Below are 25,887 nucleotides of genomic sequence, written 5' to 3'. Positions count from 1 at the left end.
TTATCGGTAGCAAGGAAAAAGGAGAACCCTGCACTCACAAGGGAACCTTCTTTTTTAGTTCTATGAATCTATACATTTTTTTATACATTCCTATCCTGGCACGGTTTTAGGGCTCTTGTTTGTTACTGGATTAGCCAAAAAACTGGCATCCCCCAATATGTGCTTTCTTATGGGTATTTCTTGAACCCTCATTAAAACACTCTCCCGTCCTTTGTCTATCTTTAAAAGTAACTCTGCTTGTTTATTTAAAGTCCTTGCAACGAGGCATTGTACTCCTCCTAGAGCCAAACAAATGATTAAAATTACACATCCATATTATACTGATTAAACTAAAAATTCAATCTCTTTTTATTTCATTCATTATGTAAATAAAAAAGGATAATCCGCCCTCATAATGGACTAACTATCCTATAAATTATTATCTGAATTTAATAAAACTAGAACTTCTTTCCCTATGTATATTTACTTCGTTACTTCACCAAACTGCGCTCTCGTCACTTTCGCTAAATCATCCACTTTAAGCTCAATTTGTGCACCAATTTTCCCGCCGCTTACAATGATTGTTTCAAGTGATTGGGCGCTCTCATCAATACATGTAGAAAATAACTTCTTCATCCCTACTGGTGAACAACCGCCGCGAATATACCCTGACACTTTTGTAATATCTTTAACAGGAATCATTTCAATCTTCTTTTCACTTACCGCTTTTGCGGCTGCTTTTAAATTTAGTTCCTCATCTACCGGGATAATGAACACATGATAATCTTTACTATTCCCTTGAGCGACAAGTGTTTTATATACTTCTCTCACTTCTCGTCCAATTTTCTCCGCTACTGATACTCCATCAATTTTCCCGTCGTTTGGATCGTATGACATCATGGAATATTCAATTTTTTCTTTATCTAATATTCGCATCGCATTAGTTTTATCTTTTTTCATTAGGCTCTCCTTTTAATACATAGAAATTTATTTCACATCATTAATTTTCCTTTTATTATACACCTTTTTCAAATTCTCCTACAAAACTTCACATATTGTTCAATTTAAAGTAAAACTTTAATTATTAGGCTTTGACTCTAAACATCCTCAACTTAAAGGTACTAAGAGAGCAAAAAGAAAACCGACTCTCACCTTCAAATAAAAGGCTTGATGTCGGTTTTACATTTAACGTCCAAACTCCTTATTAAATATTTTATCCCTCCCCTCAATAACCTCCGGACCTACTGCATTGATAGCAGTTACTAAAATATGCTCTCCTCCAATAGGTCCACCGACCCTCGTTTCAAATCCATAAGTCCCACCAGCATGCCCCCAATATGATTGTCCGTCCGGTGTTTTTTCTTCATATATTCCTAGTCCAACCTTACCTATAGGTGAATCTACTGTTTTAAACATCTGATCCATTAGCTCTTGATTTAGAAGCTTTCCACCCAACAGTGCACTGAAGAAGGTAGTCAAATCTTTCACTGTTGAAACCATATCTCCAGCTGCATTCGCCCATGACTGATTTATTTCTGTCAAATCATATAAACGACCCGATCTATCCATATTGTATCCTGTAGCATGTTCACCTGGTATGTGCGGACTTGCTTCCATTACGAATGTCTCTTTTAACCCCAGTGGCTCAATGAATCTTTTTCTAATTTGCTCCGCATACGTATCTCCTGTTACCTTTTGAATAATCTTCCCAGCTATAACAGTATTTGTGTTCGAATAGTCCCAGCCCTCCCCTGGTGCAAATACAGGCGGCTTCGCAAGTGCTAAACTGATAAGTTCATCGGTACTATAGTAACGAAATGGGTTTTGGGGCAGTGTAAAATCTCGCATATCCTTATCTATATTGGTTGCAATTCCACTTGTATGATTCAACAACTGACGAATTGTAATTTTATTTCCATCATATCCGTTACCCTGTACGACTCCTGGTAACCATTTTTCGACTGAATCATCAAGATTTAATTGTTTCTCTTCAGCCAATTGCAGTACAACAGAAGCTGTGAATGTCTTAGTGATACTTCCGATACGAAATGAAAAATTCGGTTCCACTGGGCGTGGTATTTCATAACTTGCCGTCCCTGTAGCATAAGACCACCGCTTTCCATCCTTTAATCCGCCAGCTATAACACTTGGGATTTTTTTATTCGTTACTACTCGATCCATTACGTATTTAACTTCTTCTCTATGATTACTTTTCTTTTCCTTATCCGTAGGTTCCTTTTTTGATTTTTCAGCAAATTCTGAAGCTAATATATTGTTAATCTGTTTTTCTGCTCCTAATACATTAATATTTATCGAGATAACATGTTGACCATCTTCCGTTCCACCAGCAAAGTTAGTAAAACCAGGAATACCACCACCATGTCCCCATACTTCAGTACCGTCTGGCAATTTTGTTGCGTGAATGCCAAGCCCATACTTTCCTAATGGGGTATCAACTGTGTTAGTCACCATTTCCTTCTGTATCTCCGGTGTCAGTAGTTTACCACTTAATAAGGCACGGAAGAACGTTGTCATATTTTCTCCTGTCGAAATCATTTCACCACTAGCATTAGCAACTGATGGATTAAACAAAGTAATATCTACTAATTTATCTCCCGTATTCAAGTAGCCACGGGCATTTTTTTTCGGAATATCCATCGAACTTCCAGGAAGGACTGTTTCTTTTAAACTAAGAGGTTCAATAATTCGTTTTTTTATCTGCTCGGTATATGATTCCCCTGTTATCTTCTGAATAATCAATCCTACAATAACCATATTCGTATTCGAGTATGACCAGCCTTTTACCGGTTCTAATTCTAAGGCACGGGAAATTAATTGTTCCGGTCTATAATTCTTACTTGGATTCTCTATTAATTTCGCTTTAAGATCTGGAGTCAAGTAATCTGCAATTCCGCTTGTATGATTTAATAATTGACGAATCGTAATTTTGTTACCATCATAGCCTTTCCCTTTTATAAGTCCCGGCAACCATTTCTCAACCGTATCATCTAGACTTAGTTTCTTCTCTCCAGCAAGCTGCAATGCAACTGTAGCTACAAACGTCTTCGTTGTGCTCCCGATCCTGAAAGCAGAGTCAGCATCTACCTTATGATTCCTCTCAATATTTGCTTCACCAGAAGCATATGACCAACTAGCTTCTCCATTTTTCACAGTAACAATGACTCCTGGAATATTTTTTGTATCGGCAGCTTTATCGACAACTTGCTCAGTTGATATCTTTTTGTTTACCGCATGTATGTTTCCATGAGAAGGTATCGCTAACGCTCCAACCAATATAGTCCCTGTTAAAGTAAGGACCGTTCCTTTTTTTAAGAAAAATGACTTCATTATACATCGCTCCTATTATTTTGAATTTTTCTGTTGCCTCACTCCCTCACCTTAACTTCAATATTGTTAAATAACATAGTGACAAAATGCTTTAATTTACTCGTGACACTATGTGCACCTCTGTCACATAAAACATGTGATAAACTGTCAACTGCTTCATATGACATGCTTTGTTGTCTGTCTTTCTATTGACGATTTAAAAGATATGTTACATGATGAATCTGAATCATTAGATAATTAATCTTAAAATATAAGTAGGTGCATAATTTATGTTCTCATTCACCAAAAAATGGTTTTGGTATGATTGGATATTTATATTGGTACGAACGTTTTGGCTATTCATTATCATCGGTACTAATTTTATGTTTCCATCATTCATTCATACGTCAAGTATAATCGTACTTGCTCTCGCTTTTGTCGTTTACCTTGTACCATTAATTATTCGATATAAGAAAACAGAATGGTACCCTGCATTCGATATTATCACCGCAGGTTGTTTTTATCTTTATTTAGCATCCGTAGCCCCAAATTTACTTTGGCCTTTCATTTTACTCGTAATCACTATTGGCCTATGTAGTAATCAAAATAATTATATATGGAGCGGTATTTTTTGTGGATTTGTATTCCCATTATTGAACGCCTTGATTGCCGGGCGGTCGCCATACGAAATGATTGTTAGTTGTAGTATCGGTTTTGCCATTGGCGTTTCTTTTAATATATTAATTCAGTATCATAAACAATCTCGAATTATTGAAGAGCAAAAACTACTATTAGAACAACATATTAAAAGGATTGAAGAGCTTACTCTCATAGAAGAGCGTAATCGATTGTCACATGAGCTACATGACACAATTGGTCATACACTTACTTCTCTCATCGCTGGCGTCACATCACTAAAATCATCAGTACCGAATTCACAGTTTGAAAGAATTGATTCACTTATCAGCATTGCTCAGCATAGTCTAGATGACATTCGAAAGCATCTACACGAGCTATCTCATAATCCACTTAGTAATTCATTAAGTGAATCACTGCAACAATTAACAGAAGAATTTATAAAATCTACAGGTACAACCGTTACATTTCGTACGATCGGCAATGAAACTCTTGTGATGCAAAAAGTGAATTTTTGCCTATATCGTTGTCTTCAGGAGTCGTTAACAAACGCTGTTCGGCACGGTAAAGCGAGCACCATATCCGTTCAACTGCATTTCGACGGACAACAACTTCGATTGCAAATTGAAGATAACGGTATTGGAATGGAAGAAATTCAATTTGGCTTTGGCCTCAGTGGAATGAAAGAACGACTTGAACAATTTCACGGTACATTATCTGTTCATTCTAGTACTGAGCAAGGAACATTCATCGTTTGTAATATTCCATTACAAACAGAGTTTGTACATAACATAATTCGCTTATTGGTCGTTGATGATCAGGAACTTATTACAAATAGTTTAGAGCAAATTTTAGAGCATCACACTGATTTTACTGTTGTTGGTAAAGCACACGATGGAGCTGAAGCTTTAAAACTATGTGAACAATTACAGCCTGGCATTGTACTAATGGACATTCAAATGCCAGAAATGAATGGTATTGAAGCTTTACTAGAAATGAAGCGACGTTGGCCTAATATGAAAATTGTTCTTATGACAACATTTGAAGATTCCTTACAAGCAGCAACTGCACTAGAGCATGGAGCTGAAGGTTACATGTTGAAGTCTATTCATCCACAAGAAATGAAGGAAGCCTTGAAGCTTATTTATAATGGTGGGACTTGGATCGATCAATCGGTTGCTACACGAGTTTTCGAGGAAATGAAACTTCAACGTGAGCAATTAGAAAAAATCGGATCGACTAAACAAACTTACCCGTACGGACTTACAAAACGCGAAATGGAAATTTTAGAGCATCTATCAAAAGGATTACGCTATAAATCTATTGCTGCTAAGCTATTTTTATCTGAAGGAACGATCCGTAATTACTGTTCAAATCTCTATTCAAAGCTAGGTGTCAGCAATCGTGAAGAGGCGGTAAAAATGGCACGAACAGAAGATATCTTGTAGCTACTGTGGAATTAATAGGCTTCCCTTTAAAACTGAAAATATCGATATTTCAAAAATCATCTGTTATACTTTGAAAAAAACTTATTAAGGAGAGATTTCATATGTGTACTTTCAATACTTCTTTCCAACTTCATCATCATACGTAACGCCGTGTATCCGAAGAAAAATTTTTCTTCGTGGGTACAGGGCTTTTCCTGTTGACCCACGAAGCGTTCATAAAGCTATGTGGGTATTTTTATACCTGCATAGCTTTTTTTAATTTAAAAGAGGAGTGATTATGGTGGAAATGAAAAATGTAAAAGGAACAAAAGACTATTTACCCGAGGAGCAAGCATTGCGAAATAAAATTAAACGAGCATGTGAAGATACGTTTGAACGTTATGGATGTAAACCGTTAGAAACACCAACGTTAAATATGTATGATCTTATGTCATACAAATACGGTGGTGGTGATGAAATTTCAAAAGAAATATATACACTTCAAGATCAAGGAAAACGCGCTCTTGCCTTACGTTACGATTTAACAATTCCCTTCGCAAAAGTTGTCGCGATGAATCCGAACATCCGCCTCCCTTTTAAACGTTATGAAATTGGTAAAGTATTTCGAGATGGTCCGATTAAACAAGGAAGATTCCGTGAGTTCATTCAATGTGATGTTGATATAGTCGGTGTAGAGTCTGTCCTGGCAGAAGCTGAACTCATGAGTATGGCATTTGAACTATTCCGAACGTTAAACTTAGAAGTAACGATTCAATATAATAATCAAAAATTATTAAACGGTATTCTCCAGTCTATTAACATCCCTACCGAATTAACGAGTGACGTAATTTTATCATTGGATAAAATCGAAAAGATCGGGATTGATGGTGTAAAGAAAGATTTATTAGGGCGCGGAATCGCTGTACAAACAGTAGGGTCAGTATGTAGTACCGTTTTATCTTGTATGGAGTTTAAGCTTACTGAATTTGAAGAAGCATTTAATAATACACTCGTTACCGAGGGAGTAAACGAATTACAACAATTGCAGCAATACTTACTCGCTCTCGGAATAAATGAAAATACGATATTCAATCCATTTTTAGCAAGAGGACTCACAATGTATACAGGCACTGTGTATGAAATCTTTCTAAAAGATGGCATGATTACATCTAGCATCGGTAGCGGTGGTCGTTACGATAATATTATTGGAGCCTTCCGTGGTGATAATATGAGCTATCCAACAGTCGGTATTTCATTCGGTTTAGACGTCATTTATACAGCGCTATCACAAAAAGAAACAATATCATCTACAACGGATTTATTTATCATCCCACTTGGGACAGAATTACAATGCTTACAAATTGCCCAGCAATTGCGCTCTACTACTTCCTTAAAAGTCGAACTTGAACTAGCCGGACGTAAATTGAAACGTGCCCTAAACTATGCAAATAAAGAAAATATCCCGTATGTGCTTATAATTGGCGAAGAGGAACTATGTACAGAAACAGTTGTACTGCGGAATATGAAAGAAGGTACTGAATTGAGGATTCCCCTTTCTTCCTTGGAAAATAACACATTTAATAACTATATATAATAAGTGCCACCCTCATTTGGGTGGTTTTTTTAGTGAATAAGTAAAAAACTAATCGGTTTACATAATAATATTATCGCGACACTTGGATGTGAATCACAAAAACATATCCATTCACCCACTATATTTGGAAAGGATTTTTCTTCATTCAGACAATACCGCTCCTCATACTACTTGTAGCTTTTTGGAAGTTTGCAAGAGCAAAGAAAACAAAACAAGTATAGAAGCAAATAATGAATGAGTGGATGCCTTTTTAGAGTAGGGATCCGCTTTTTTCTTGCTATCAATAATAGGACGCTATGTCATACAATGAAGAGTATATTAGGAAATTGTGAGGATGATTACGTTGATAAAATTTGTAATTAGTTATGCTGCAAGTCTGTTTGCTTTTATTTTTGGATGGTTCTTGATGTCATATATTTTTAATCCTAGCTTTATTCACCCGAACGTTTTATTTGGATTCATTAAAACTATCGTCATTTATGGTAGTATACCAGCTCTTATAGCTTGTCTAATTGGGGAAATCTTATATAGGAAAATCAAACGATGTAGAAAGTTGCAATTTGGAATTCCTGTATTTATAGGACTATCAGTTATCTATACACTTACACTATTCCTTTTTACTTTTAATTTTTCTTTTTCACATTTTTTTTATTTCGTTGCACCTGTTATTATGGGGTCCTTAGCTTTTTATTTAGTACGTAGAAAAATATAATTAACTTCCGCTAATGATGCGTTATGTCAACCTAACATGTATAGGATATACACTGTTCCTTATTCAACTACATGGCAGGTTAGTTGAATAAGGAATACTATCATTTTTATTACCATTTCCTTCTATTTTTATATATAATTAATTTGTATTTTATATATAAATAGGAGGGAATTTATGACTACAAATAAGGACTACATTCGTTATATTCGGGAAAAAGTAGGGCACGATTTAATATTTCTTAATTTTGCTGGAGGTATTGTTTATAACGAACGAAATGAAATTCTTTTACAAAAACGGGGAGATAGAAATGAGTGGGGTCTTCCAGGTGGTACTATGGAACTTGGAGAATCTCTTGAAGAAACCGCTAAACGAGAAATACTTGAGGAGACAGGATTAAATGTTGAGGTTGAACATCTTATAGGTGTCTACTCTAAATATTCTGGTGAGTTTCCGAACGGAGATAAAGCTCAGATTATCACTCATTGTTTTCAATGCAAGCCAATTGACGGGGAACTTACTGTAGATGGTATTGAAACTTTAGATTTAAAATACTTCCCAATAGACCAAATACCGAAATTATTCACAAAACAACACGAGGATGCCTTAGAAGATTGGCTTTCCAAAAGAAAAGGTGTATTTAGATAAAAACACTTTCAAATTAATTATCCATGTAAATTACTTGGTTAAGTTGATGGGCATGTGGTAGAACCCCTTCTATTAGATGCAGCTTCCACAAACACAAAAGAAGTTTATGATTCATAGTGGATTGAAAAACAGAAATTAGAGAAAGATTTTTCAACCATATACAAAAAAAGAGGGCAGATATGCATCTCCCTCTTTTGTCTAACTATTTTTATTATTATTCTTGTTCTTGCTCGTCCATAATCTTCTCAAACGCCGCAGATACTTTTTCAAATACCTCATCATTCTCTATGTATGAGAATTCATTATCTTCTTCTACTTTTAAAAAGAAGATATCAATGTCTTCCTCTGTTTCTGTTTGAATGTCTTCTACAAAGGCAACCGCAATGTATTCTGCTCCTTCGACATCCATCGCTCCAAGCACTTCAACTTCCTGTTCTTCATTATTCTCATCGCTAAGACTAAAAACTTCGCCTACTTCAATTGCTTCCATATTCATTCTCCTCCTATCATACTCTAAAAAATAAAACGTTCAAATTGCACACTTACTAACATATCTTTCCATAAAAAAGTTGAATTCATACAGAAAGAACAACAAATTCTTGCTGATTCAGCAAAAGTATTCAACTATAAGGATATCATTTATGAATAGGAATGAACATATTTTTAATTGGATAACTGGATTAACTAATTTAAAATCCTTCTTTCGATTTTCGAAAAACCTCCATGTTCCATAATGATTCTTTCATATAGGCAGCAGGCATGCCACCTTTCAATCTGTCAGTAAATACTAAAATGGCACCTCATGTTTCCGTACGTTTTTAGGATGAGAGATACATCCTTCTATATAAACTATAGAGACTTATGCAGCAATTCCAGTACATCTTTCATCGCAAAAGGCCCATCTTTTTTCACATGCTCAGCGAATTCCGAAACGAGACGTAACGTTTTCACACTTTCGATTGGATGCTCCCCTGACGCACTTTCAGCAGAAAGCATAACAGCATTCGTCCCGTCGAGTACAGCCTGAAATACATCAGTTACCTCAGCTCTTGTAGGAATAGAGTGATTTACCATAGATTGAAGCATTTGTGTCGCTGTAATTACATATGTATTCGTTCGATTGCACTCACGAATCATCATTTTTTGTAACAGTGGAATAAATTGATACGGCAATTCCACACCTAAATCTCCCCTTGCGATCATAATGCCATCCGCTTCTTGGCATATGTCTTGAAAATTCTCGGTTGCTTCCATCGTTTCTATTTTTGCAATTAAACTCGGGGAAATTTCTTTATGCTCTTGTATAAAATCCCGTATTTCTTTTATATGACTAGGTTTTCGCACAAAGGAACACGCAATAAAATCAACATTCTCTTCTAAAAGAAACTGAATATCTTTTTTATCTTTCTCTGTAATAGCTGGTAAACTAACAATTGCACCTGGTAAATTTACCCCTTTATGAGAGGCAATATTTCCACCTGTTTTTATCCTTGTTTCTATTTTGTCCGTACTTACCTTTTCAACAATTAACTCAACTTCTCCATCATTAATAAGAATCCTACTTCCAACTTTCACGTCGTTCGCAATCCCTACATAATCAACACTTGCTTCTTCTTTATTCCCTTCAACTGGATGAGTATGTAAAATAAATAACTCCCCTACTTCAAGTGTAATTTGTTCCTCTTTCATTTCACCCAATCTTATTTTAGGACCTTGTACATCCCCTAGAATTTTAATAGAATCGTCTAACGATTTTACTAAACGAATGATTTCTTTATGACTTTCATGCGTGCCATGTGATAAATTCAACCGTACAATTTTCATACCATTGTTTATTAACTGCGCTAATGTTTCTTCATTATTACTTGCTGGCCCAATTGTACAAACTCGATCAATTGTCATTTTCCCCACCATCCTTTTTTTAATGTTTCCCATAAAATAAAGAGAAGATTCTTTTTATAGGAAAGACCTTATAACTTAAGGATACAAAGATGTTCTATATGAGAAGAAGATTTTGCTGAAAAAGTAGCTTAAATTTAACTTTTCGTGTAAAGCATTTTGACTCCATAGTTATTGTTAGTTTCGTGGCAATAGGGTACTACTAATAATAAATCTTGTTTACATATGAACGTTAGATTGGGATATCGAAAAACAACCTATGGAGGAACCACAATGACTACTCTTCGTAAAAAAATAATGGGACTAACATTAGCGGGAACGGTAGCACTAGGTTCATTAGCAGCAGGAAGCATGATGAACGATAACGCGGTAAAAGCTGCAGTAAAAAAAGCAGTAAAGCCACCTAAAAATGTAATTTTCATGGTTATAGATGGGACAAGCTCTTCTGCTACAACATTAGCCCGGTGGTATAAAGGTTCACCTCTTGCACTAGATCAAATTGTATCCGGAGGTGTTCGTACGTATTCAGCAGAATCAGCTATTACGGATTCTGCACCGGCAGCCACAGCTTTAGCGACAGGAAATAAATCAAATTCAGGCTATGTGGGCGTATTACCTTCTATTGTGAATTCGCCTGGGTTAGAGCCAATTAAAGAAGAATGCAAGTTTCGTCCAGTTGCCAACGTCTTAGAAGGTGCAAAACATTCAGGCCGCGCAACAGGAATCATTGCTACATCAGAAATTCAGCATGCTACTCCGGCTAGTTTCTCTGCCCACCATGCTAACCGCAAGAATTTTGAAGTGCTTGGTGAACAGCAAGTTTATCAAAATATAGAAGTTGTATTGGGTGGTGGAAAGGCAGCACTTCAGCCTACGACAGGCAATGGAATTCGTAAAGACAACGAAGATTTAGTAAAAGTGATTCAAGACAAAGGGTACGACTTTGTCGAAACAAAAGATGCGTTACTAAACTCCAAATCAAAGAAAATCTGGGGTTCTTTCTCTAATACTGCCCTTGCCTTCGATATGGATCGTGAAGCAAATCATCCTGAGCAGCCAACTCTTTCCCAGATGACGAGCAAAGCAATTCAAACATTATCAAAAGATAAAGATGGTTTCTTCTTATTCGTAGAAGGCAGTAAGGCAGATTGGGCAGCACATGCAAATGACCCAATCGGGATGATTAGCGATGTATTAGCGTTTGATGATGCGGTTACAGAAGCGTTAGAGTTTGCGAAGAAAGATGATAACACTATGGTCATTGCATTAGCGGATCATGGTAATAGCGGTATTTCCATTGGTAACAGCAATACAACAAAAGGATATGATACTACACCAGTATCAGCTTACATTGACCCACTGAAAAAGGCGAAAATGACACTTGAAGGTGCTACAAGTAAACTAAAAGATGATTTATCTAATATAAAAGAAGTAGCTGCTCTTTACGGTTTAGACAACCTAACTGATGATGAAAGAATAAAGTTAAAAGTTGCACAAAAGAAAGCTGATGTAGGTCCAATCCTTACTAAATTATTGGCCAACCGTGCGAACATCGGTTTTACAACTGGTGGTCATACGGGTGAAGATGTATTCTTATACTCTTACGGTCCTCAAAAGCCATACGGTTTAGTCCAAAATACAGACATTGCGAAGACAATGGCCAAAGCAATGGGCTTTCAATTAGGAGAAATAACTAAGAAATTATTCTTAGATGCTGAAACAGCCTTTAAACAAATTGGTGCAACTGTAACGATTGACAAAAAAGATGCACGAAACCCAGTGCTTGTAGTAAAACGCAATAATACAGAGGCCAAATTGTTTGTTAATAAAAATATTATCTATATCAGTGGGAAAGATCATGAATTAGGAAGCATCGTTGTAGAAAGCAATAGGAAATTCTATGTACCTGAAAAAGCAATTCAACTGTTCTTAAAACACTCTCACTAAATTAAAAAAGAATTAAAAAGATTAAAACCTAATATCACTCAAAGAATGTTAACACTTCAACTTAGAGAACTTGAAGCAGATGGTATCGTACATCGAGAGGTATACCGTGAAGTACCTCCTAAAGTAGAATATTCGTTAACTGAACTTGGCGAATCACTTCGTCCAATGATCCTTTTAATGATGGAATGGGCAACTCAAAAAAGATTGCCTCTTAGGATACAGGCAATCTTTTTTCTTTTTTTAAATATGAAATTTATGTTTTTGCAGCCTACATCAAAGAGCTATTTCTGTTTTGTCATTTTCCGCTATAAAACATATACAGTTTCATATGGTAACGATCAAAAATGAATACCATCCTTGTGTAATCTACATCGGGTAATATGATTGTGCTGGGTAATACGCCTGTGGTGGATAATAAGAGTGTAATGAATAATACGATTGTGGTGGGTAATAACTTTGTTGCATTTGTTGTGCTTGTAATGCTTGTTGCTGTGCTTGTATAGCCTGATGAACAGCTTGAATAGTACTTTGCGCAGGCCCATGCCCTCCTAAAGGACGCATTTGCGTTTCAGTGTAAAAATAATTACAAAGCATTCTTTATTCACCTCACCTCTGTAAATATTTTTGTATTCCATCTTTCATACTATGAATATTGAATTAAAGTGGATAATTTATGAAACTTTTCATATTCAGGCTGTAGTTGGCTTATCCTCTACAGCCTTTTTATATCCCTAATCCCTTTTAAATGACCCTCAAATAAGATTTTTGTTAAAATCTTACATAAATTTTAATTTTGATGTATAATGAAAATATCTATATATTAGGAGTGTTTAAAATGTTAGAAACCATAATAATCTGTCTATATATTGTTTTCGGTATAAGTGCAGTATTTGGCTTAATAAAGGAATTTCAAAAGCCAAAGAAAAACCAATTTTTGATTTTATTTGAATCTCTAATTTTGATAGGAGCTATATTTTTAATAGCTAATATCTTCATCTAAATTACATAACGAGAACTCTCCAGGGAGTGAAGCAGCTAGCAAAAACTAACTGCTTTTTTAATTAAAATAACTATTTAGTTAAATTTAATAAATATACTCGCTTGTCCATTTCACTTTGTTCTACTTTTGCATTTACTATTAGTAATACGAACTTTTCAGAGGTGAAATATAATGGACGAGTTTTTCTTTTCTGCTGCGCTAAATCCAGGTTTAATTGGGCCTACCCTTCCACCTGTTCAACCCTTTCAATTTCCTACAGGTCCTACCGGGAACACTGGTGCTACTGGTAACACCGGGCCTACCGGCAATACTGGACCTACTGGCAACACCGGGCCTACCGGTAATACTGGACCTACCGGCAATACTGGGCCTACCGGTAATACTGGGCCTACCGGTAATACTGGTCCTACCGGCAATACTGGGCCTACTGGATTTAATCTTCCTGCTGGACCTGCATCTATTACCTTAACTTCTAACGCAACCACAGCGTGTGTATCCACCCAAGGAAATAATACTTTATTTTTTTCAGGTCAAGTATTAGTAAACGGTAGTCCTGCTGCAGGAGTAGTAGTCAGCTTTTCATTTAGTAACCCTTCTCTTGCTTTCATGGTTCCTCTTGCTACCATCACCAATGCTTCAGGTAACTTTACCGCTGTATTTCTAGCCGCAAATGGACCTGGAACAGTAATCGTTACCGCTTCACTTCTTGATTCTCCTGGAACAATGGCTAGCGTCACAATTACCATTGTTAATTGTCCGTAATGGTTTTATTTTTATCATTGGGATGTTCCTTTCAAATGAAGTCTTTATTTCTTAACACCCACCGAAAATGAACAGTAACTAAAAAGATTTAGATAGAATATGGTGAACCCCATATTCTATCTAAACAAACTAAGAAGGCCTACTCATACGAGTAGGCTTGTTTGAAACTATGAAAGCTTCGTCAATAACTGATTTAAATCTTTTTTCGTTTTCGTCGTTAATGACTTCATTTTATTAACATCTATCTTTTCTTTTTCCGCTCTTATAATTAATGGATACAAACTTTGTTCAATTGTTTTGTATTCAGTTGGATGTGATGCTTCTATATCTTTTTCAATTACATCCCACTTCTCATTAATTTGTTTTCCAAGTTTATTTACTGTTTCTAATTTAGGATTTGCAGCTAATTGCTTGTCTAAGCTTTCAATTAATGTAACGACTTCTTTTACATTTGCTTTCACAGCGACGTTTTTCTTCGGATCTTTCGTTGTCTTTCCATTTGTCGTTTGGTCTGTCGTTTTTCCGCTAGTTGATTGATCTGTTGCTTTGCCACTAGTAGTTTGATCATTCGTTTTTCCTGTCGTTTCTTTTTCTTTTGTTGTTTTGCCGTTACTTTCTGTTCCTGTTGATTCTTTCGTATTTTTTGCATCCTTATCTGTTTTTTCATTCGAAGAAGTATTTGTGTCTTTTTCAGTATCTTTCGTTGTTTTTGACGCTTCATCTGCACTTGTCGTTTTTGATTGCTCTTCATTTTGTGCAGTTGCCTGATCCTTCTTCGCTGCATCTTTATCTGTGGAGGTACTACAAGCTGCCATTGTAAGCATTGTACTAATTGCTACTGATGCGATAGCGACCTTTTTCATTTTCATATAAATCCCCCTATGTTTATATAATTTATCCCGCATTAACGGGCAGTAAGACTCCCACCTCAGAAGTCGGATGGTGCAAGGAAGTTAAGTGCGAGATCAACTGCCCGTAAACGCCCGATTGGTGAAGGCTAATAATCAGTGGAGGATAAACAGCCCCTCACTGATTAAAGTTTCACTTTATCCTCCCCTTTACGATTCGATTTCCCCTTAAAAAATCCCTTTTCATACGAAGTACCATCTTTCCGACAGTAATCTTCATAATAATACGTACAAAAAACGATAAATTTATTTTAATATTCGAGTTTCTTCTACTTCATTTTTCTCTTCTGTAGCAAAAGAAAAAGAGTATGTTGTCACATGAAGATTTTCAATCTACAAATGACAACATACTCTCCTATCATTTTTTTATCTTTCTTGACATTTTATTTATACAAAAAAATAAAATAATTACTATTTTTTTTGTTTCTCAACACTTGTTAACATAATACTTTTATGAAAAACCACCGTTCGAATGAATGACTTGCCCAGTAATCCACTTCGCCTCTTCACTTACTAAAAAAGCAATTAAACGTGCAGCATCCACCGGTTCTCCAACTCTACCTTGCGGGAATTTCCATACTAAATGATGCTGTAATTCCTCTGTAATCCATCCTGTATTGGTTGGTCCTGGATCAACAGCATTGACTGTAATCCCCTTCTCCATAGCTACTGGTGCAACTGACTTTGTAAATGCTTCTATTGCTCCCTTTGTTGCTGCGTATGCCAGTTCATCTGGCATTGGCGCTAGTGACTGCCCAGAAGTAAGATTGATAATACTTCCACTCGTTTTAAGTGAAAAATGTTTCATAAATAATGAACTTAATAGCATAGGAGCACGAACATTGACCGTATAATGTTTATCTAACTGCTCTACATCTAACTCTTCAATTTTCGTATGAGTAGAATACGCCGCATTATTAATAAGAATAGATGGCTCACCTAAACATTCTGATGCCATATACAATACACGATTAGATGAATAAGACTGCGATAAGTTGATTTCTGCCATTTCACATCGAACGCCGTAACTTTCAATTTCCTTTTTCAACAAAAAGGGTTCTCGATCATTCATTCCCAACGGCATTGCTTTATCATACCGAGGCCAGTACGTGAAAAAGACGTCTATCCCCTTTTGAGCAAGCACCTTGCATACAGCTGCACCAATTCCATTCAGACGAGTTGCCCCTGTTACAATTGCTATTTTCTTCACCTTTTCTCCTCCATCTATAGATATATCCTCTGCACGAATACAGAGGATATATCTTCTTATTGAATATTTGACAATATACGCTCAGCGCCTAATTTTAAAATTTTAATAAAGATATAATTTACAATCGTAAACATTACAAATAAAACGATAAACATAATCCAAAGTCCTACCTGAAGGACAAAGTATAATACACTTACTCCCGCTACAATAACTAAAGCTATTAAAATATTAGCTAAAAAATTCCACAAAGTTGTGTATCGACTTTTAAATAATTTTTGTTCTGTATCCCAATGTATATCTGCAGTTTGTGCATCCCAGCGCGTACCGATTAAATTAATTAACAATAACCCGTTCGCACTTAGTAAGAACCAAAGTATCATGAAGACTGGCGAAATACCTGCTACAACTGCCATTGTAATACCGAATACTGCTAAAATGACCACATTAATTAACCAAGCAGTTATTGCTTTCGCAAAAAAGATATCCGAAGCCTTTACTGGTAAATAACGATTCACAAACCAAGAGCTTCCATCTCGCGAAAATGACGTTGTCGCAATAACGTTACTCCCCATTAAAAATAAGGATGCACAAAGGCCAACACCAATTGCGAAACCTGCTGATTCTGGATTATCAATATATTCCGTAATCCATTTTAAATTTCCATCTTGTACAAATAAAACAAAGAACAGCATAATTGGCATAACGAAAGTTTGCACAATACAGTTTAAGAAAAATTGTGGCGTGCGGAATAACGTTTTAAATTCTTTTTTCACATATGCTTTTAAATGAGAACTTTGTATCGTTGATTTCTGTAAACCTTCTGCTGAAATTACCTCTTTCTTTGCTGTGCTCGTTGAAAGTCCAATAACCCCTTTCAAATATGTACGCCCTGCAATGTAATAAAACAGCCCGAAGAACGCGATAGAAATAAGAACGTAAATAAGAACGTATAATAAGCCTTTCCACGATGCATTTTCTACTAATCCCATCGCTCCAAAATATGTAGTTGGAAAATAATTTGTCATTTGTATGAAAAGTGAGGATTCATTATTTGCAAGATAATTCACAACTGAATCTCCAGCTCCAGATACTGCACTTTTATTTCTCCATTGCATAAATACATTGATTCCGACGATAAATAGTATGCTTACAATTCCAATGAATATATTCCCTCGATCTTTATTTTTCGCTATATTCGTATACCTCATAATAATTGTCATAATTAACGAAGCTAAAACTAGCGGAATGATCGGGAAGAATAAGTAAATGACAATCATGTAAATGTAATATGTAATGAAAGCACCACTCTTTAAACCGTAAGTAATAAAGATAGGCAATAAAATAAACGAGCTCATTACGTATTGTGTAATTAACACTGTAAAGAACTTTGCCGAAATAATTTGCGCTGGTTTTAACGGTAAAGGTAGTAACATTTCAACATCATTACTATAGTAAAACACAGTTAAAATGTTCATAATACTCATCAAAAATACCCATATACTAGCAATCGCTAATCCCATCGCAATAACAATTCCTGGATTTTGTCCGAGGTGTATCATTCCTTCATATATTCCATGGGTCATCGAACCGAAGATTAAAAAACCTACAAATAAAATGGCTGCAAATGAAAATAAATATGCCCATCGTTTCTTTTTATCTGCTATGAAATCTGCATAATTTAATTTCAATAATACCTTCGTTAACGTCCATATTTTACTCATTGCCCGTCATCTCCAAGAACATTTTTTCAAGTGATTCATTGGATTTAAAATGATCTCTCATTTCATTTAAATTCCCTTTAAACTGCAAATTCCCCTTATTAATAATAGCGACACGGTCACATATTTTTTCCGCCACTTCTAATACGTGTGTAGAGAAAAATACAATCTTTCCTTTATCCGCATGTTCTCTCATCATTTCTTTTAAAATATATGCAGATTTCGGATCCAGCCCTGTTAATGGTTCATCTAAAATCCATACATCTGGCTCATGTATAAGCACACCAATAATAACAATCTTTTGCCTCATACCGTGTGAATAACTTTGAATTTGATCAGATAAAGCATTATAAAGATCAAACTTCTTCGCTAAAGACTCTATTCGTTCTTGTCTTACTTCCTTCGGTACTTCATACATATCAGCCATAAAGTTTAAATATTCAATCCCTTTTAATCGTAAAAACATATCCGGGCTATCTGGAACATAGCCAAATGTTTTCTTCGCTTCCATCGGATTTTTCATAATATCTTTACCATTGATTGTAATGGTCCCTTTGTCCACCCCGTGAATACCAGTAATCATCTTAATTGTCGTTGATTTACCTGCACCATTCGGTCCTAAAAACCCAAAGATTTCTCCGCTAGGTACAGATAAACTTAAATCTTTTACTGCGTAGTTAGATCCATTATAACTTTTTGACACATTCACAATTTCAATCATTACATCCAATCCTTTCCTTAATTACCAATTAACTATATTAACATTATAGCATACTTATATTTTAAGATTTTTACATTTTTCAGTTTTTTAACCTTTAAAATAAATATAAACTCCTAATCCAACGATTAAAACAACGGCTAATATAATATAAATCATCGTAAGTCGTTTAATATTTCCTTTTGTCGCTTTACTATAATTCGCATCACCATTTCGCCCAATTAACACCGTTCCAATTACAGTAATCACTACAAGTAATATAACGATCATTATCCCAGTTAACATTTCTTCCTCCCCCTCCTTACAAATATTTTACGATATTTCCCTTTTTATTTTACAGAATTTTTAACCTTTTTTACTATTATTATGAAATAAATCGTAAAACTATTATTACTATGAATTTCCATATGTAATATATTTATAACATATAGTGATTTATTTCTAACATTGAAAGGAGAATCTATCGTGAAAACAACTTGGATTAAATATTTAGGATTTCTCGGTTTCTTTGGGTTTCTCGGATTTTTTTACGAAAAAGGATTGTTTACTATGTTCTGTTTCTTCTCCTTTTTCACGACATATAGAAAAGTTCATCACGATGAGCTTTTTGAACAAATCGTCAATAAATCATGCCGCAATGCCTTTATCGTTACATTACTAACAACAACTATCATTATGTTTATTGAAATGCTATTTCCTAATCCAGTTTTACAAGAACTTGATATCGCCATTATTTTCAGCACACTCATCCTTACATTCGGATTCTCTATCTTCTTTTACGATAAACCAGTGGATGAGATGGAAGATGCACCATGGCGTTCGTAACGAAGATAAAAGAATACCGCGCCAAATTGCATATGACGCAGGAAGATTTAGCGAAAAAGGTTGGTGTACGTCGTGAAACGATTAGCCACCTTGAAAAAGGAAAGTATAATCCTTCCTTACAGCTTGCTCACGATATAACGAGAGCACTGCATAGTACGATTGATGAGGTTTTTATTTTTGAGGATTAATAAAAAATACCGGCATTCTTTCCATGAAGAATGCCGGTATTTCTCATTTATTCCGCTATTTGTGGGAGTTGGGCTGATAATCCGTCGGGTATGCCCCCCCCCCCCGCTGATTATAGTTTATCACCCATACAAAACCGCATGAAATACGCCTAACAGTAAGTATTGATCCTGTATATAATCCTCATCATATACATTCATCTCGATGTAATACATATCTTCCTCAAGACGAATATTCCAATCTGCGATTACATAGCCCTTTCGTAATAACTTTCCAATCCCAAGTGAATTTTTGTGAACAACATATTCTTCTGTCTTATACGTAAAGGTAAATACGAAATTTGCATCCAATAACTTTCCGTCACATACAATTATTTCATGCTCTGCATCATTATTATCGATGTACGTTACTAAAATCCTTCTTTGGCGCCGCCTACTTACATCCTTTGTAATGACGCGAATATTGTCCTTACTATCCTTTATTTCATAATTGATATTGCTACCAACTTTCGGAATGAAGTCTAGCACTTTCATCAACGTATTTTTATAATAGCCCCGTACTACGCCTACTTGTTTGCTTCCATTGTAAACCTCTATCGTCATCGTATCTGCTTTACTATCACACAGTCGTTTGTAAGAAAGCTGCATCATTCGCTCTCCTCTTAAGTACTGATCAAACGTCACAGGATATTCTATCGCGCGCAGTTCCTTATTTAGCTCATACAAATAGCGTTGAACACTCTCTACTAATGTAGTCGTAGATATACGCTCTTGAAGTTCAAATTGTTGCCAACCGGAAGAAATTCTCCACTGATTGTCGTCCTCTTCATAGAAGAAGCTAAGAATTAACTCTTCCTGGTCAGTCGTTTCATAATTCATATGTGCGTTCTGCCCGTGTTGAACTTGTTCCATCCACTGTCCTAAATAAATGCCCAGCTCTGCGACCTTCATGCATGACTTTTGAAAAAATACTCTGTCACCCACACAAATCGTTAAATCTCCTTCGATAAAGCCATTTGCATAAGCAACATACCGTGGCTCATCCTTCTGTGGAATATCCTTGTCTAACTCAAATGAAAACGTTAACATCCTTTACTCACCTCTAGTTGTTACACAGCTCATACCTGACATCGCATCACTCTGAGAAACTATGTATATACGTACATTTAATTCATGCATTATAACACGTAAATGACCTTAGTATGGTAGCGCTATTTTTTCTTCGCGAACTCCCTCATAATAGAATAACTATCCTTTTATTATTTTTTCTTGACTTAGAGTTCACTCTAACCATTATAATCAACTCATAGTTCATTCACAATAAAATCAATTGGATAAAATTCAGGAGGGATCGGAAAAGCTAAAATCAAAAGTGGCTGACATTAACGCAGACCTGGATGTTGTCATTCGAACCTTTGATTTATCTGTTACTACAATTGTACATTAAGGTATTAGTCAAATAAAAATCAACGATTTCCTGTACGTTAAGAAGTCAATGATTCTTGTAATTTTTTCCTTATTTTACTTTCTCTTAATAGTCGTAAAGCTTCTATAATATATTTAGTGCATATAAAAGAGACGGAACCATAAAATCAGCAAATTAGAAAATAAAACAGGATGGGAGTCAATTATTATGAAGCAATCAAATAAAGCATTTAGCCAGGCACTAGTAAAATCGTTAAGAGGAGAAAGAGGACATCTTCCCATCAAGAATGCTTTGTCGGATATAGACGTGGCGCTTGCAGGAAAACGCAGAGAGGAGCTGCCTTATTCTATTTATCAATTAGTAAAACACATGACCTACTGGCAAGATTTTCTCTTATTATCCGCTCAGGGGAAGAAGCCAGCATTGCCTGCCCATGTAAAAGAGAGCTGGCCTGAAGAAGAATGGCCTGGCAGTGAGGAAGAGTGGCAACAAATTATTCAGTATTTTCTTCAAGGGATTGAACAGGCATGCACGATTGCCCAAACTGTTCAATTGGACAAAACATTGGAGGAATGGCCTGGTGAAACCCCTGGTGGCGTTCTACGCAATATTGCATCTCATAACTCCTACCATTTAGGAGAAATTGTGCTGATTCGCAGATTATTTAGTGCTTGGCCACCGCCAACAGGCGGATATCCGGTCTAAACAAGGAAAGGGTTCCACCCCATGCCCATTACTTAAGATTTTGGATTACCCCCAAAACGAAATTTTTACCACTTTACAGTTATTTATGAGAATTAAGTTCATTTTTTTCATTATTGGGGAACAAACATTTTTTTAACTTGATGGAGATAGGGTACAAAAATACAAATTTCATCTCCGAAAAAAATAAAAAAACGATTGCTCGGATCCTAAGAGACAATCATTTTTTCTTTTTAAGCTGTTTGTAATGACCAATTACAAACAGCTTAAAATATTATTTAGTACTATTTCTGTTTTCCAAAACCTTCTCCACATTAATCCTCAATTTCGATTCCAGCTTGTTTAAATGGTTCTAATTTTATTTCTTTTTTCTTTCAGTAAAATCATTTTGACTTGGTTCCATCTTTTTTTGTTCCATACCTTAGTATATGAACGATTTTTCAAATATATCTACCGTAACTTAAAATATCAACTAATCGAAAAATCTTAACGCTATTAAAATGTAGCTACCTTTTCTTCCGCCACTTCCACAATTTCTAAAATTTGTAGCAGACTCTCCACTTCATAAGTCGGCTTAACACTCGTCGCATTCTCTTTCAAACTTGGATTATACCAACACGTATCAATACCGTAATCTTCTCCGCCTTTCATATCAGAAGTTAGCGAATCTCCAACCATTAGTACACTTGATTTATCTGTAATCCCAAACTTTTCAAACGCATAATCAAAAATCTCACCCGCTGGTTTTTGGTGGCCAACCTCTTCAGAAATAATAATATGATCAAAGAAGTTACATAAAGGTGAATTTCCGATTCTTGATTGTTGCACTTTTGTATATCCGTTCGTAATGATACCTAACTTGCAATCTTGAAGATTCTCACATAATTGCACTGCACCTTCTATAAGATGTACTTCTTTCCCTAAGTTTTCAAGGTATACATCACTAAATTGCTGCGCATCTACTTCTAGATTATGAAGGACAAATAATTGTCTAAATCGATCTACCGCTAATTCACTTAACGTAATCATTTTATTCTCTAAATCTCTCCACAATCCATTACTAATCTCTTTATAACTTGCAAGATAATCATTATACCCTGTAGGCATACCAAATTGTACAAACGTGCTATGCAATGCGTTTCTTTCCGTTTCAGGGAAATCTAATAATGTATCGTCTACGTCGAATAATATAACTTTGTATTTCATGATGTTCTCCTCAATTCCTATTTTCAAAACTTCATTTTCATAGCTTAATTATAAGCTTTTATATATTTCATTATAAAGTGCTTTGACTCGCTCTTTATAGAATACACCTTTATCCTTTATTTTCAAATGTGCTATAAATAAGTTTGCTAGCATGACCGCTGTATCTAGTCTATAAAATAAATTAACAATATGAGGGGTAGCATTAAAGATACTATCATTCTTATATCCATCTTTAAATTCATCCCAACTAACCTCATTTGTTTCAGCTATTCTCATAAGCTCCAATAATGGATGACCAATTAAAGCGTTATCCCAATCAACTATTGCTTTAACTTCTCCATTATACCCAATTAAATTGGCTGGTCGAATGTCCATATGTAATAAACACTTTACATGATTAGCTGTACTAAGAATATGTTCAATTGTTTGTGCATCTGGAAGTTTAATACCACAATTCGTAATTGTATTAAAACCTTCTACTCGTTTCACAATACGTTCCGCTATATACTTACTAATTGGCTCTTTAATATTCTGCTCGTAATGTAAACCTTCAATTGGCATACTATGAAGCTTGCTGACTAACTCCCCTATTTCGTATGCAGAAATTGGCATATGATCCGTAGCCACATAATCCGATATTAAAAAATCAAGTTCGGTAGAAAGATGCAATCCGTGTATACTTGGTACTGGAATACTTTTTGAATGACAATACTTAGAAAGCTCTGCTTCCTTTAGCAACGAAATCCGACTATTAAATACATCTTCATTTATATTTTCTACTTCTCTTTCCCACGGCACTCGAAATGCTAATGGCCCTTTTTCTGAATCTCCGCGAAATACGATATTTTGCACTCCCGTTCCAATCACCTTTAAATCCTGAACAGCTAATTCCTTATATTCTTGACTTAATATTGTTGTTAGCTTTCCCCTTAACTCTTCTGCCTTTAAACGTGTATGAATCATTCTATCCCCCGATTCGTATGTTCTTTGCACCCATTTCCCCCAGGGTGCACAGCATCCTCATAAACAAAATTATAGCAACAATAATAAAAGGAGGCTAATCCAAATCAGCCTCCCTCCTCGTTATTTATCTTCTAGCAATAACACTTTCATTTCCTCTAACGACTCTTTCGTAAAGCCAAGAGCTTTTTCAGCATATGCTTCAACTGATCCATATTGCTTTTGGATTTCATTCATTGCAGCTTGTAAATACTCAGCGCGCGCTTCAAACATTGCACCTAATATTGCTCTACTTTCATCGTTTTGTAATTTTGCACCTAAAAAGGCCATCATTTTTTCGTTTAACTTTTCACGGAAACCGTTACTTAGTAAGTAGTCTTCCATTACTGTTTTTTCTGGTACACCTAGTAAAAGTAATAATAACGCTGAGCCAAATCCAGTACGGTCTTTTCCAGCTGTACAATGGTTTACTAACGGTAAGTTTTCCGGATTTTGCGCGAGTTTTAAAAAGCTCACGAACGCCTCATTACCACTTACAAAATCTTGATTCATTTTCACAAGGTATTCCCCTGGTTTTCCTAACACAGAAAGGTCACCAACTTGGAAAAACTCATTTATATTTAAGTCTTTCGCCAAATCTTGCATAACTGGTAAGCACACTTGACGAGCACCTCTAACACTTGGGTTCGGCTTATGCTTTACTTCAAAGTCTGTACGGTAGTCACAAATTAACTTTAAGCCCGACTTCTGTAAATACTCGATATCCCACTCTGTTAGTCCTGCTAATTCTTCAGAGCGGTACAATTTGCCCCATTTTACTTTACGGCCCTCTGTCGTTTCATACCCTCCCATATCACGGAAGTTAAACGCACCTTGTAATGGTAATCTGCGCTCCGCGACTGTAACTGCTTGTCCATTATTTCCTACTAACCTAAAATAGGGACGCTCATTCTCACTCGGGTTTTCAATTATACATGATGATTCTCCATTTACCGTTACAAGTAATTCACCATTTTCTTCAATATGATCTGGTGAATTACTCCAATAAATTTTCACTTCTTCTATATTATTTTCCCACTCTATATGTAACATATTATCTTCATTTCGTTCTACAGTTGCTTGTAGCCAATTTCTTTGCTGCTTCATACTTTCACCAACGCTTTCTTCGTATAGTCTAATCCTTCTCTATTGTATTATAGGAAAGCTTACTTTGTCGTTCCGATTTTCCCTTTTATCTTACAAACATGCAAAAAGTTCTTTTACTTGTTCAAAGTTTGTACATGGATTCCCTCGAAATACATATGCGATTTGTTCATTGCCTAAATCCTCATATACAACTGTTCCCCGATCTCTATGCGAATAAAACTCTAACCCGTTTATAATCTGTTTCACGCCATAATTCGTTGTCCATGAAGAAACAGGATAGTACGCTTTGTTTTTATGCTTACAAGCCCAAAGTGCATATAGTTTATTATATTCGTCCCAGTTACATACTGCGTTTCATCATTTCCTAATCCGATCGATTCGAGCTTCCAGCTTAACTTTTCATGAACTAGCAATTTCGAATATGTTACGTCATCTGGAAAATTCCACTCTCGACATCTTCCTATCTCACCAATTCCACCTATTTTCGCTTGAAAGCTTAATAAGTGAAATGGTGTATGTAATATCGTTGTCGCAAACTCCTTATTTACCGGCTGTAACCCGAATAAGAGTCTTTCTATTTCATCTTGTTTTACATATCCACGATCAATAGAAATTTCAATTTGTGTTTTCCATTTAGATGTAACATAACTTTCTTTCCCCTTATAATTTATACCTTTCCAATACACAAGCCCTTTATATTGAAAACAATCTCCTTTTGCCTGAGAAATACAACTATCAGGAAATGCCGGCTCCATTATATCGAGGAAAAACTCTTTTACCCGAAACATTCCAGATGGCGTAACGATCTGAAACCAAAAAGTTTCCCACTTTTCACCTTCATAACATTCTGAAACTTTTTCAATTTCCCATCCTTCTAACAATACCTCTGGATACAGTAAAGTGAAAGAATGTATTGTTTGCTTTAACATATATACTCCCCTCCCGCTAAATGAGT

The 25,887-nt window shown here is 35.6% G+C and carries 24 protein-coding genes and 4 pseudogenes; 11 read left to right on the top strand and 17 right to left on the bottom strand.

Features of this window, described 5'->3' with window-relative positions; translation table 11 throughout:
* Nucleotides 1-462: 462 nt before the first annotated feature.
* Entirely contained in the window at nucleotides 463-939 is a 477-nt protein-coding gene (gene ybaK, locus ACFVQC_RS08340) for a Cys-tRNA(Pro) deacylase (protein WP_377898080.1), read from the bottom strand.
* Between the two features lie 225 nt (nucleotides 940-1,164).
* On the bottom strand, nucleotides 1,165-3,327 hold the full coding sequence (locus ACFVQC_RS08335) for a serine hydrolase domain-containing protein (RefSeq protein ID WP_377898078.1): 2,163 nt from the start codon (nucleotides 3,325-3,327) through the stop codon (nucleotides 1,165-1,167).
* 269 nt (nucleotides 3,328-3,596) lie between these two features.
* Between ACFVQC_RS08335 and ACFVQC_RS08330 the strand changes: the two genes are divergently transcribed.
* The 4 genes from ACFVQC_RS08330 (at nucleotide 3,597) to ACFVQC_RS08315 (ending at nucleotide 8,320) form a co-directional block, all read left to right on the top strand.
* Nucleotides 3,597-5,390 (top strand): response regulator, encoded by a 1,794-nt coding sequence (locus tag ACFVQC_RS08330; protein WP_377898077.1) that lies wholly within the window; start codon nucleotides 3,597-3,599, stop codon nucleotides 5,388-5,390.
* Nucleotides 5,391-5,667: 277 nt separating this feature from the next.
* Entirely contained in the window at nucleotides 5,668-6,963 is a 1,296-nt protein-coding gene (locus ACFVQC_RS08325) for a histidine--tRNA ligase (RefSeq protein ID WP_377898075.1), read from the top strand.
* A 334-nt stretch (nucleotides 6,964-7,297) separates the two neighbouring features.
* Nucleotides 7,298-7,675, top strand: a complete 378-nt coding sequence (locus tag ACFVQC_RS08320; protein ID WP_377898073.1) for a hypothetical protein — start codon at nucleotides 7,298-7,300, stop codon at nucleotides 7,673-7,675.
* Nucleotides 7,676-7,849: 174 nt separating this feature from the next.
* Nucleotides 7,850-8,320 carry an NUDIX hydrolase gene (locus ACFVQC_RS08315; RefSeq protein ID WP_377898071.1) on the top strand — a complete coding sequence of 157 codons (471 nt, stop codon included), beginning with the start codon at nucleotides 7,850-7,852 and terminating at the stop codon, nucleotides 8,318-8,320.
* 214 nt (nucleotides 8,321-8,534) lie between these two features.
* Here ACFVQC_RS08315 and ACFVQC_RS08310 read toward each other — a convergent pair whose 3' ends face one another.
* Together ACFVQC_RS08310 and ACFVQC_RS08305 are read right to left on the bottom strand one after the other, a co-directional pair.
* Entirely contained in the window at nucleotides 8,535-8,810 is a 276-nt protein-coding gene (locus ACFVQC_RS08310) for a DUF1292 domain-containing protein (RefSeq protein ID WP_002110889.1), read from the bottom strand.
* A gap of 359 nt (nucleotides 8,811-9,169) precedes the next feature.
* Nucleotides 9,170-10,222, bottom strand: coding sequence for a pyruvate kinase (locus ACFVQC_RS08305; protein ID WP_377898069.1), 1,053 nt, complete (start codon nucleotides 10,220-10,222; stop codon nucleotides 9,170-9,172).
* A gap of 270 nt (nucleotides 10,223-10,492) precedes the next feature.
* On the opposite strand from ACFVQC_RS08305, the gene ACFVQC_RS08300 reads away from it, so the two are divergent.
* A complete protein-coding gene (locus tag ACFVQC_RS08300; protein ID WP_377898067.1) occupies nucleotides 10,493-12,166 on the top strand; it encodes an alkaline phosphatase in 1,674 nt (557 codons plus the stop codon).
* A gap of 9 nt (nucleotides 12,167-12,175) precedes the next feature.
* Nucleotides 12,176-12,361: pseudogene (locus tag ACFVQC_RS08295) on the top strand (winged helix-turn-helix transcriptional regulator); the annotation flags it as partial.
* Between the two features lie 171 nt (nucleotides 12,362-12,532).
* Here the strand turns inward: ACFVQC_RS08295 and ACFVQC_RS08290 are convergent.
* On the bottom strand, nucleotides 12,533-12,760 hold the full coding sequence (locus tag ACFVQC_RS08290) for a DUF3947 family protein (protein ID WP_377891626.1): 228 nt from the start codon (nucleotides 12,758-12,760) through the stop codon (nucleotides 12,533-12,535).
* Nucleotides 12,761-13,337: 577 nt separating this feature from the next.
* On the opposite strand from ACFVQC_RS08290, the pseudogene ACFVQC_RS08285 reads away from it, so the two are divergent.
* Nucleotides 13,338-13,394, top strand: a pseudogene (locus ACFVQC_RS08285) (exosporium leader peptide-containing protein); the annotation flags it as partial.
* 17 nt (nucleotides 13,395-13,411) lie between these two features.
* Here the strand turns inward: ACFVQC_RS08285 and ACFVQC_RS08280 are convergent.
* The 7 genes from ACFVQC_RS08280 to ACFVQC_RS08250 form a co-directional block, all read right to left on the bottom strand.
* Complete coding sequence (locus ACFVQC_RS08280; protein ID WP_377898065.1) at nucleotides 13,412-13,651, bottom strand: hypothetical protein; 240 nt, start codon at nucleotides 13,649-13,651, stop codon at nucleotides 13,412-13,414.
* A gap of 45 nt (nucleotides 13,652-13,696) precedes the next feature.
* Nucleotides 13,697-13,912, bottom strand: a complete 216-nt coding sequence (locus tag ACFVQC_RS08275) for a hypothetical protein (protein ID WP_227493876.1) — start codon at nucleotides 13,910-13,912, stop codon at nucleotides 13,697-13,699.
* Nucleotides 13,913-14,095: 183 nt separating this feature from the next.
* Complete coding sequence (locus ACFVQC_RS08270; RefSeq protein WP_377898063.1) at nucleotides 14,096-14,797, bottom strand: hypothetical protein; 702 nt, start codon at nucleotides 14,795-14,797, stop codon at nucleotides 14,096-14,098.
* Between the two features lie 490 nt (nucleotides 14,798-15,287).
* Nucleotides 15,288-16,046, bottom strand: coding sequence for an SDR family oxidoreductase (locus ACFVQC_RS08265; protein ID WP_377898061.1), 759 nt, complete (start codon nucleotides 16,044-16,046; stop codon nucleotides 15,288-15,290).
* 56 nt (nucleotides 16,047-16,102) lie between these two features.
* Entirely contained in the window at nucleotides 16,103-17,767 is a 1,665-nt protein-coding gene (locus ACFVQC_RS08260; RefSeq protein WP_377898059.1) for a putative ABC transporter permease subunit, read from the bottom strand.
* On the bottom strand, nucleotides 17,760-18,485 hold the full coding sequence (locus ACFVQC_RS08255; RefSeq protein WP_002146599.1) for an ABC transporter ATP-binding protein: 726 nt from the start codon (nucleotides 18,483-18,485) through the stop codon (nucleotides 17,760-17,762). Before ACFVQC_RS08255 ends, ACFVQC_RS08260 begins: the two co-directional genes overlap by 8 nt.
* A gap of 87 nt (nucleotides 18,486-18,572) precedes the next feature.
* The gene (locus tag ACFVQC_RS08250) at nucleotides 18,573-18,767 is read right to left on the bottom strand and encodes a hypothetical protein (RefSeq protein ID WP_002142517.1); all 195 of its coding nucleotides are present in this window, start codon (nucleotides 18,765-18,767) and stop codon (nucleotides 18,573-18,575) included.
* Nucleotides 18,768-18,947: 180 nt separating this feature from the next.
* Here ACFVQC_RS08250 and ACFVQC_RS08245 point away from each other — a divergent pair, with 180 nt between their 5' ends.
* Nucleotides 18,948-19,307: a DUF3796 domain-containing protein gene (locus ACFVQC_RS08245; protein WP_377891617.1), complete on the top strand. Its 360-nt coding sequence runs from the start codon at nucleotides 18,948-18,950 to the stop codon at nucleotides 19,305-19,307.
* The gene (locus tag ACFVQC_RS08240) at nucleotides 19,295-19,495 is read left to right on the top strand and encodes a helix-turn-helix transcriptional regulator (protein WP_377898057.1); all 201 of its coding nucleotides are present in this window, start codon (nucleotides 19,295-19,297) and stop codon (nucleotides 19,493-19,495) included. The genes ACFVQC_RS08245 and ACFVQC_RS08240 overlap by 13 nt, the downstream gene beginning before the upstream one ends.
* Before the next feature lie 120 nt (nucleotides 19,496-19,615).
* On the opposite strand, the gene ACFVQC_RS08235 is transcribed toward ACFVQC_RS08240, so the two are convergent.
* A complete protein-coding gene (locus tag ACFVQC_RS08235; protein ID WP_377898055.1) occupies nucleotides 19,616-20,581 on the bottom strand; it encodes a tubby C-terminal domain-like protein in 966 nt (321 codons plus the stop codon).
* Nucleotides 20,582-20,837: 256 nt separating this feature from the next.
* Here ACFVQC_RS08235 and ACFVQC_RS08230 point away from each other — a divergent pair.
* Together ACFVQC_RS08230 and ACFVQC_RS08225 are read left to right on the top strand one after the other, a co-directional pair.
* A pseudogene (locus ACFVQC_RS08230) lies at nucleotides 20,838-20,936 on the top strand (SDR family NAD(P)-dependent oxidoreductase); the annotation flags it as partial.
* Between the two features lie 189 nt (nucleotides 20,937-21,125).
* The gene (locus ACFVQC_RS08225; RefSeq protein ID WP_377898053.1) at nucleotides 21,126-21,623 is read left to right on the top strand and encodes a DinB family protein; all 498 of its coding nucleotides are present in this window, start codon (nucleotides 21,126-21,128) and stop codon (nucleotides 21,621-21,623) included.
* Between the two features lie 492 nt (nucleotides 21,624-22,115).
* Here ACFVQC_RS08225 and ACFVQC_RS08220 read toward each other — a convergent pair whose 3' ends face one another.
* The 4 genes and pseudogenes from ACFVQC_RS08220 to ACFVQC_RS08205 all read right to left on the bottom strand — a co-directional run bounded on the left by ACFVQC_RS08220 (nucleotide 22,116) and on the right by ACFVQC_RS08205 (nucleotide 25,861).
* Complete coding sequence (locus ACFVQC_RS08220; RefSeq protein ID WP_377898051.1) at nucleotides 22,116-22,826, bottom strand: YjjG family noncanonical pyrimidine nucleotidase; 711 nt, start codon at nucleotides 22,824-22,826, stop codon at nucleotides 22,116-22,118.
* Nucleotides 22,827-22,874: 48 nt separating this feature from the next.
* A complete protein-coding gene (locus ACFVQC_RS08215; RefSeq protein WP_377891608.1) occupies nucleotides 22,875-23,789 on the bottom strand; it encodes a phosphotransferase family protein in 915 nt (304 codons plus the stop codon).
* Nucleotides 23,790-23,909: 120 nt separating this feature from the next.
* A complete protein-coding gene (locus tag ACFVQC_RS08210) occupies nucleotides 23,910-24,932 on the bottom strand; it encodes a tyrosine-protein phosphatase (RefSeq protein WP_377891606.1) in 1,023 nt (340 codons plus the stop codon).
* A gap of 90 nt (nucleotides 24,933-25,022) precedes the next feature.
* Nucleotides 25,023-25,861 (bottom strand): annotated as a pseudogene (locus tag ACFVQC_RS08205) (hypothetical protein).
* Between the last annotated feature and the right edge of the window lie 26 nt (nucleotides 25,862-25,887).

The sequence above is a fragment of the Bacillus sp. NPDC057893 genome, assembly GCF_042796455.1.
Lineage (GTDB): Bacteria > Bacillota > Bacilli > Bacillales > Bacillaceae_G > Bacillus_A.
This window is presented reverse-complemented; position numbering and strand designations above follow the sequence as displayed.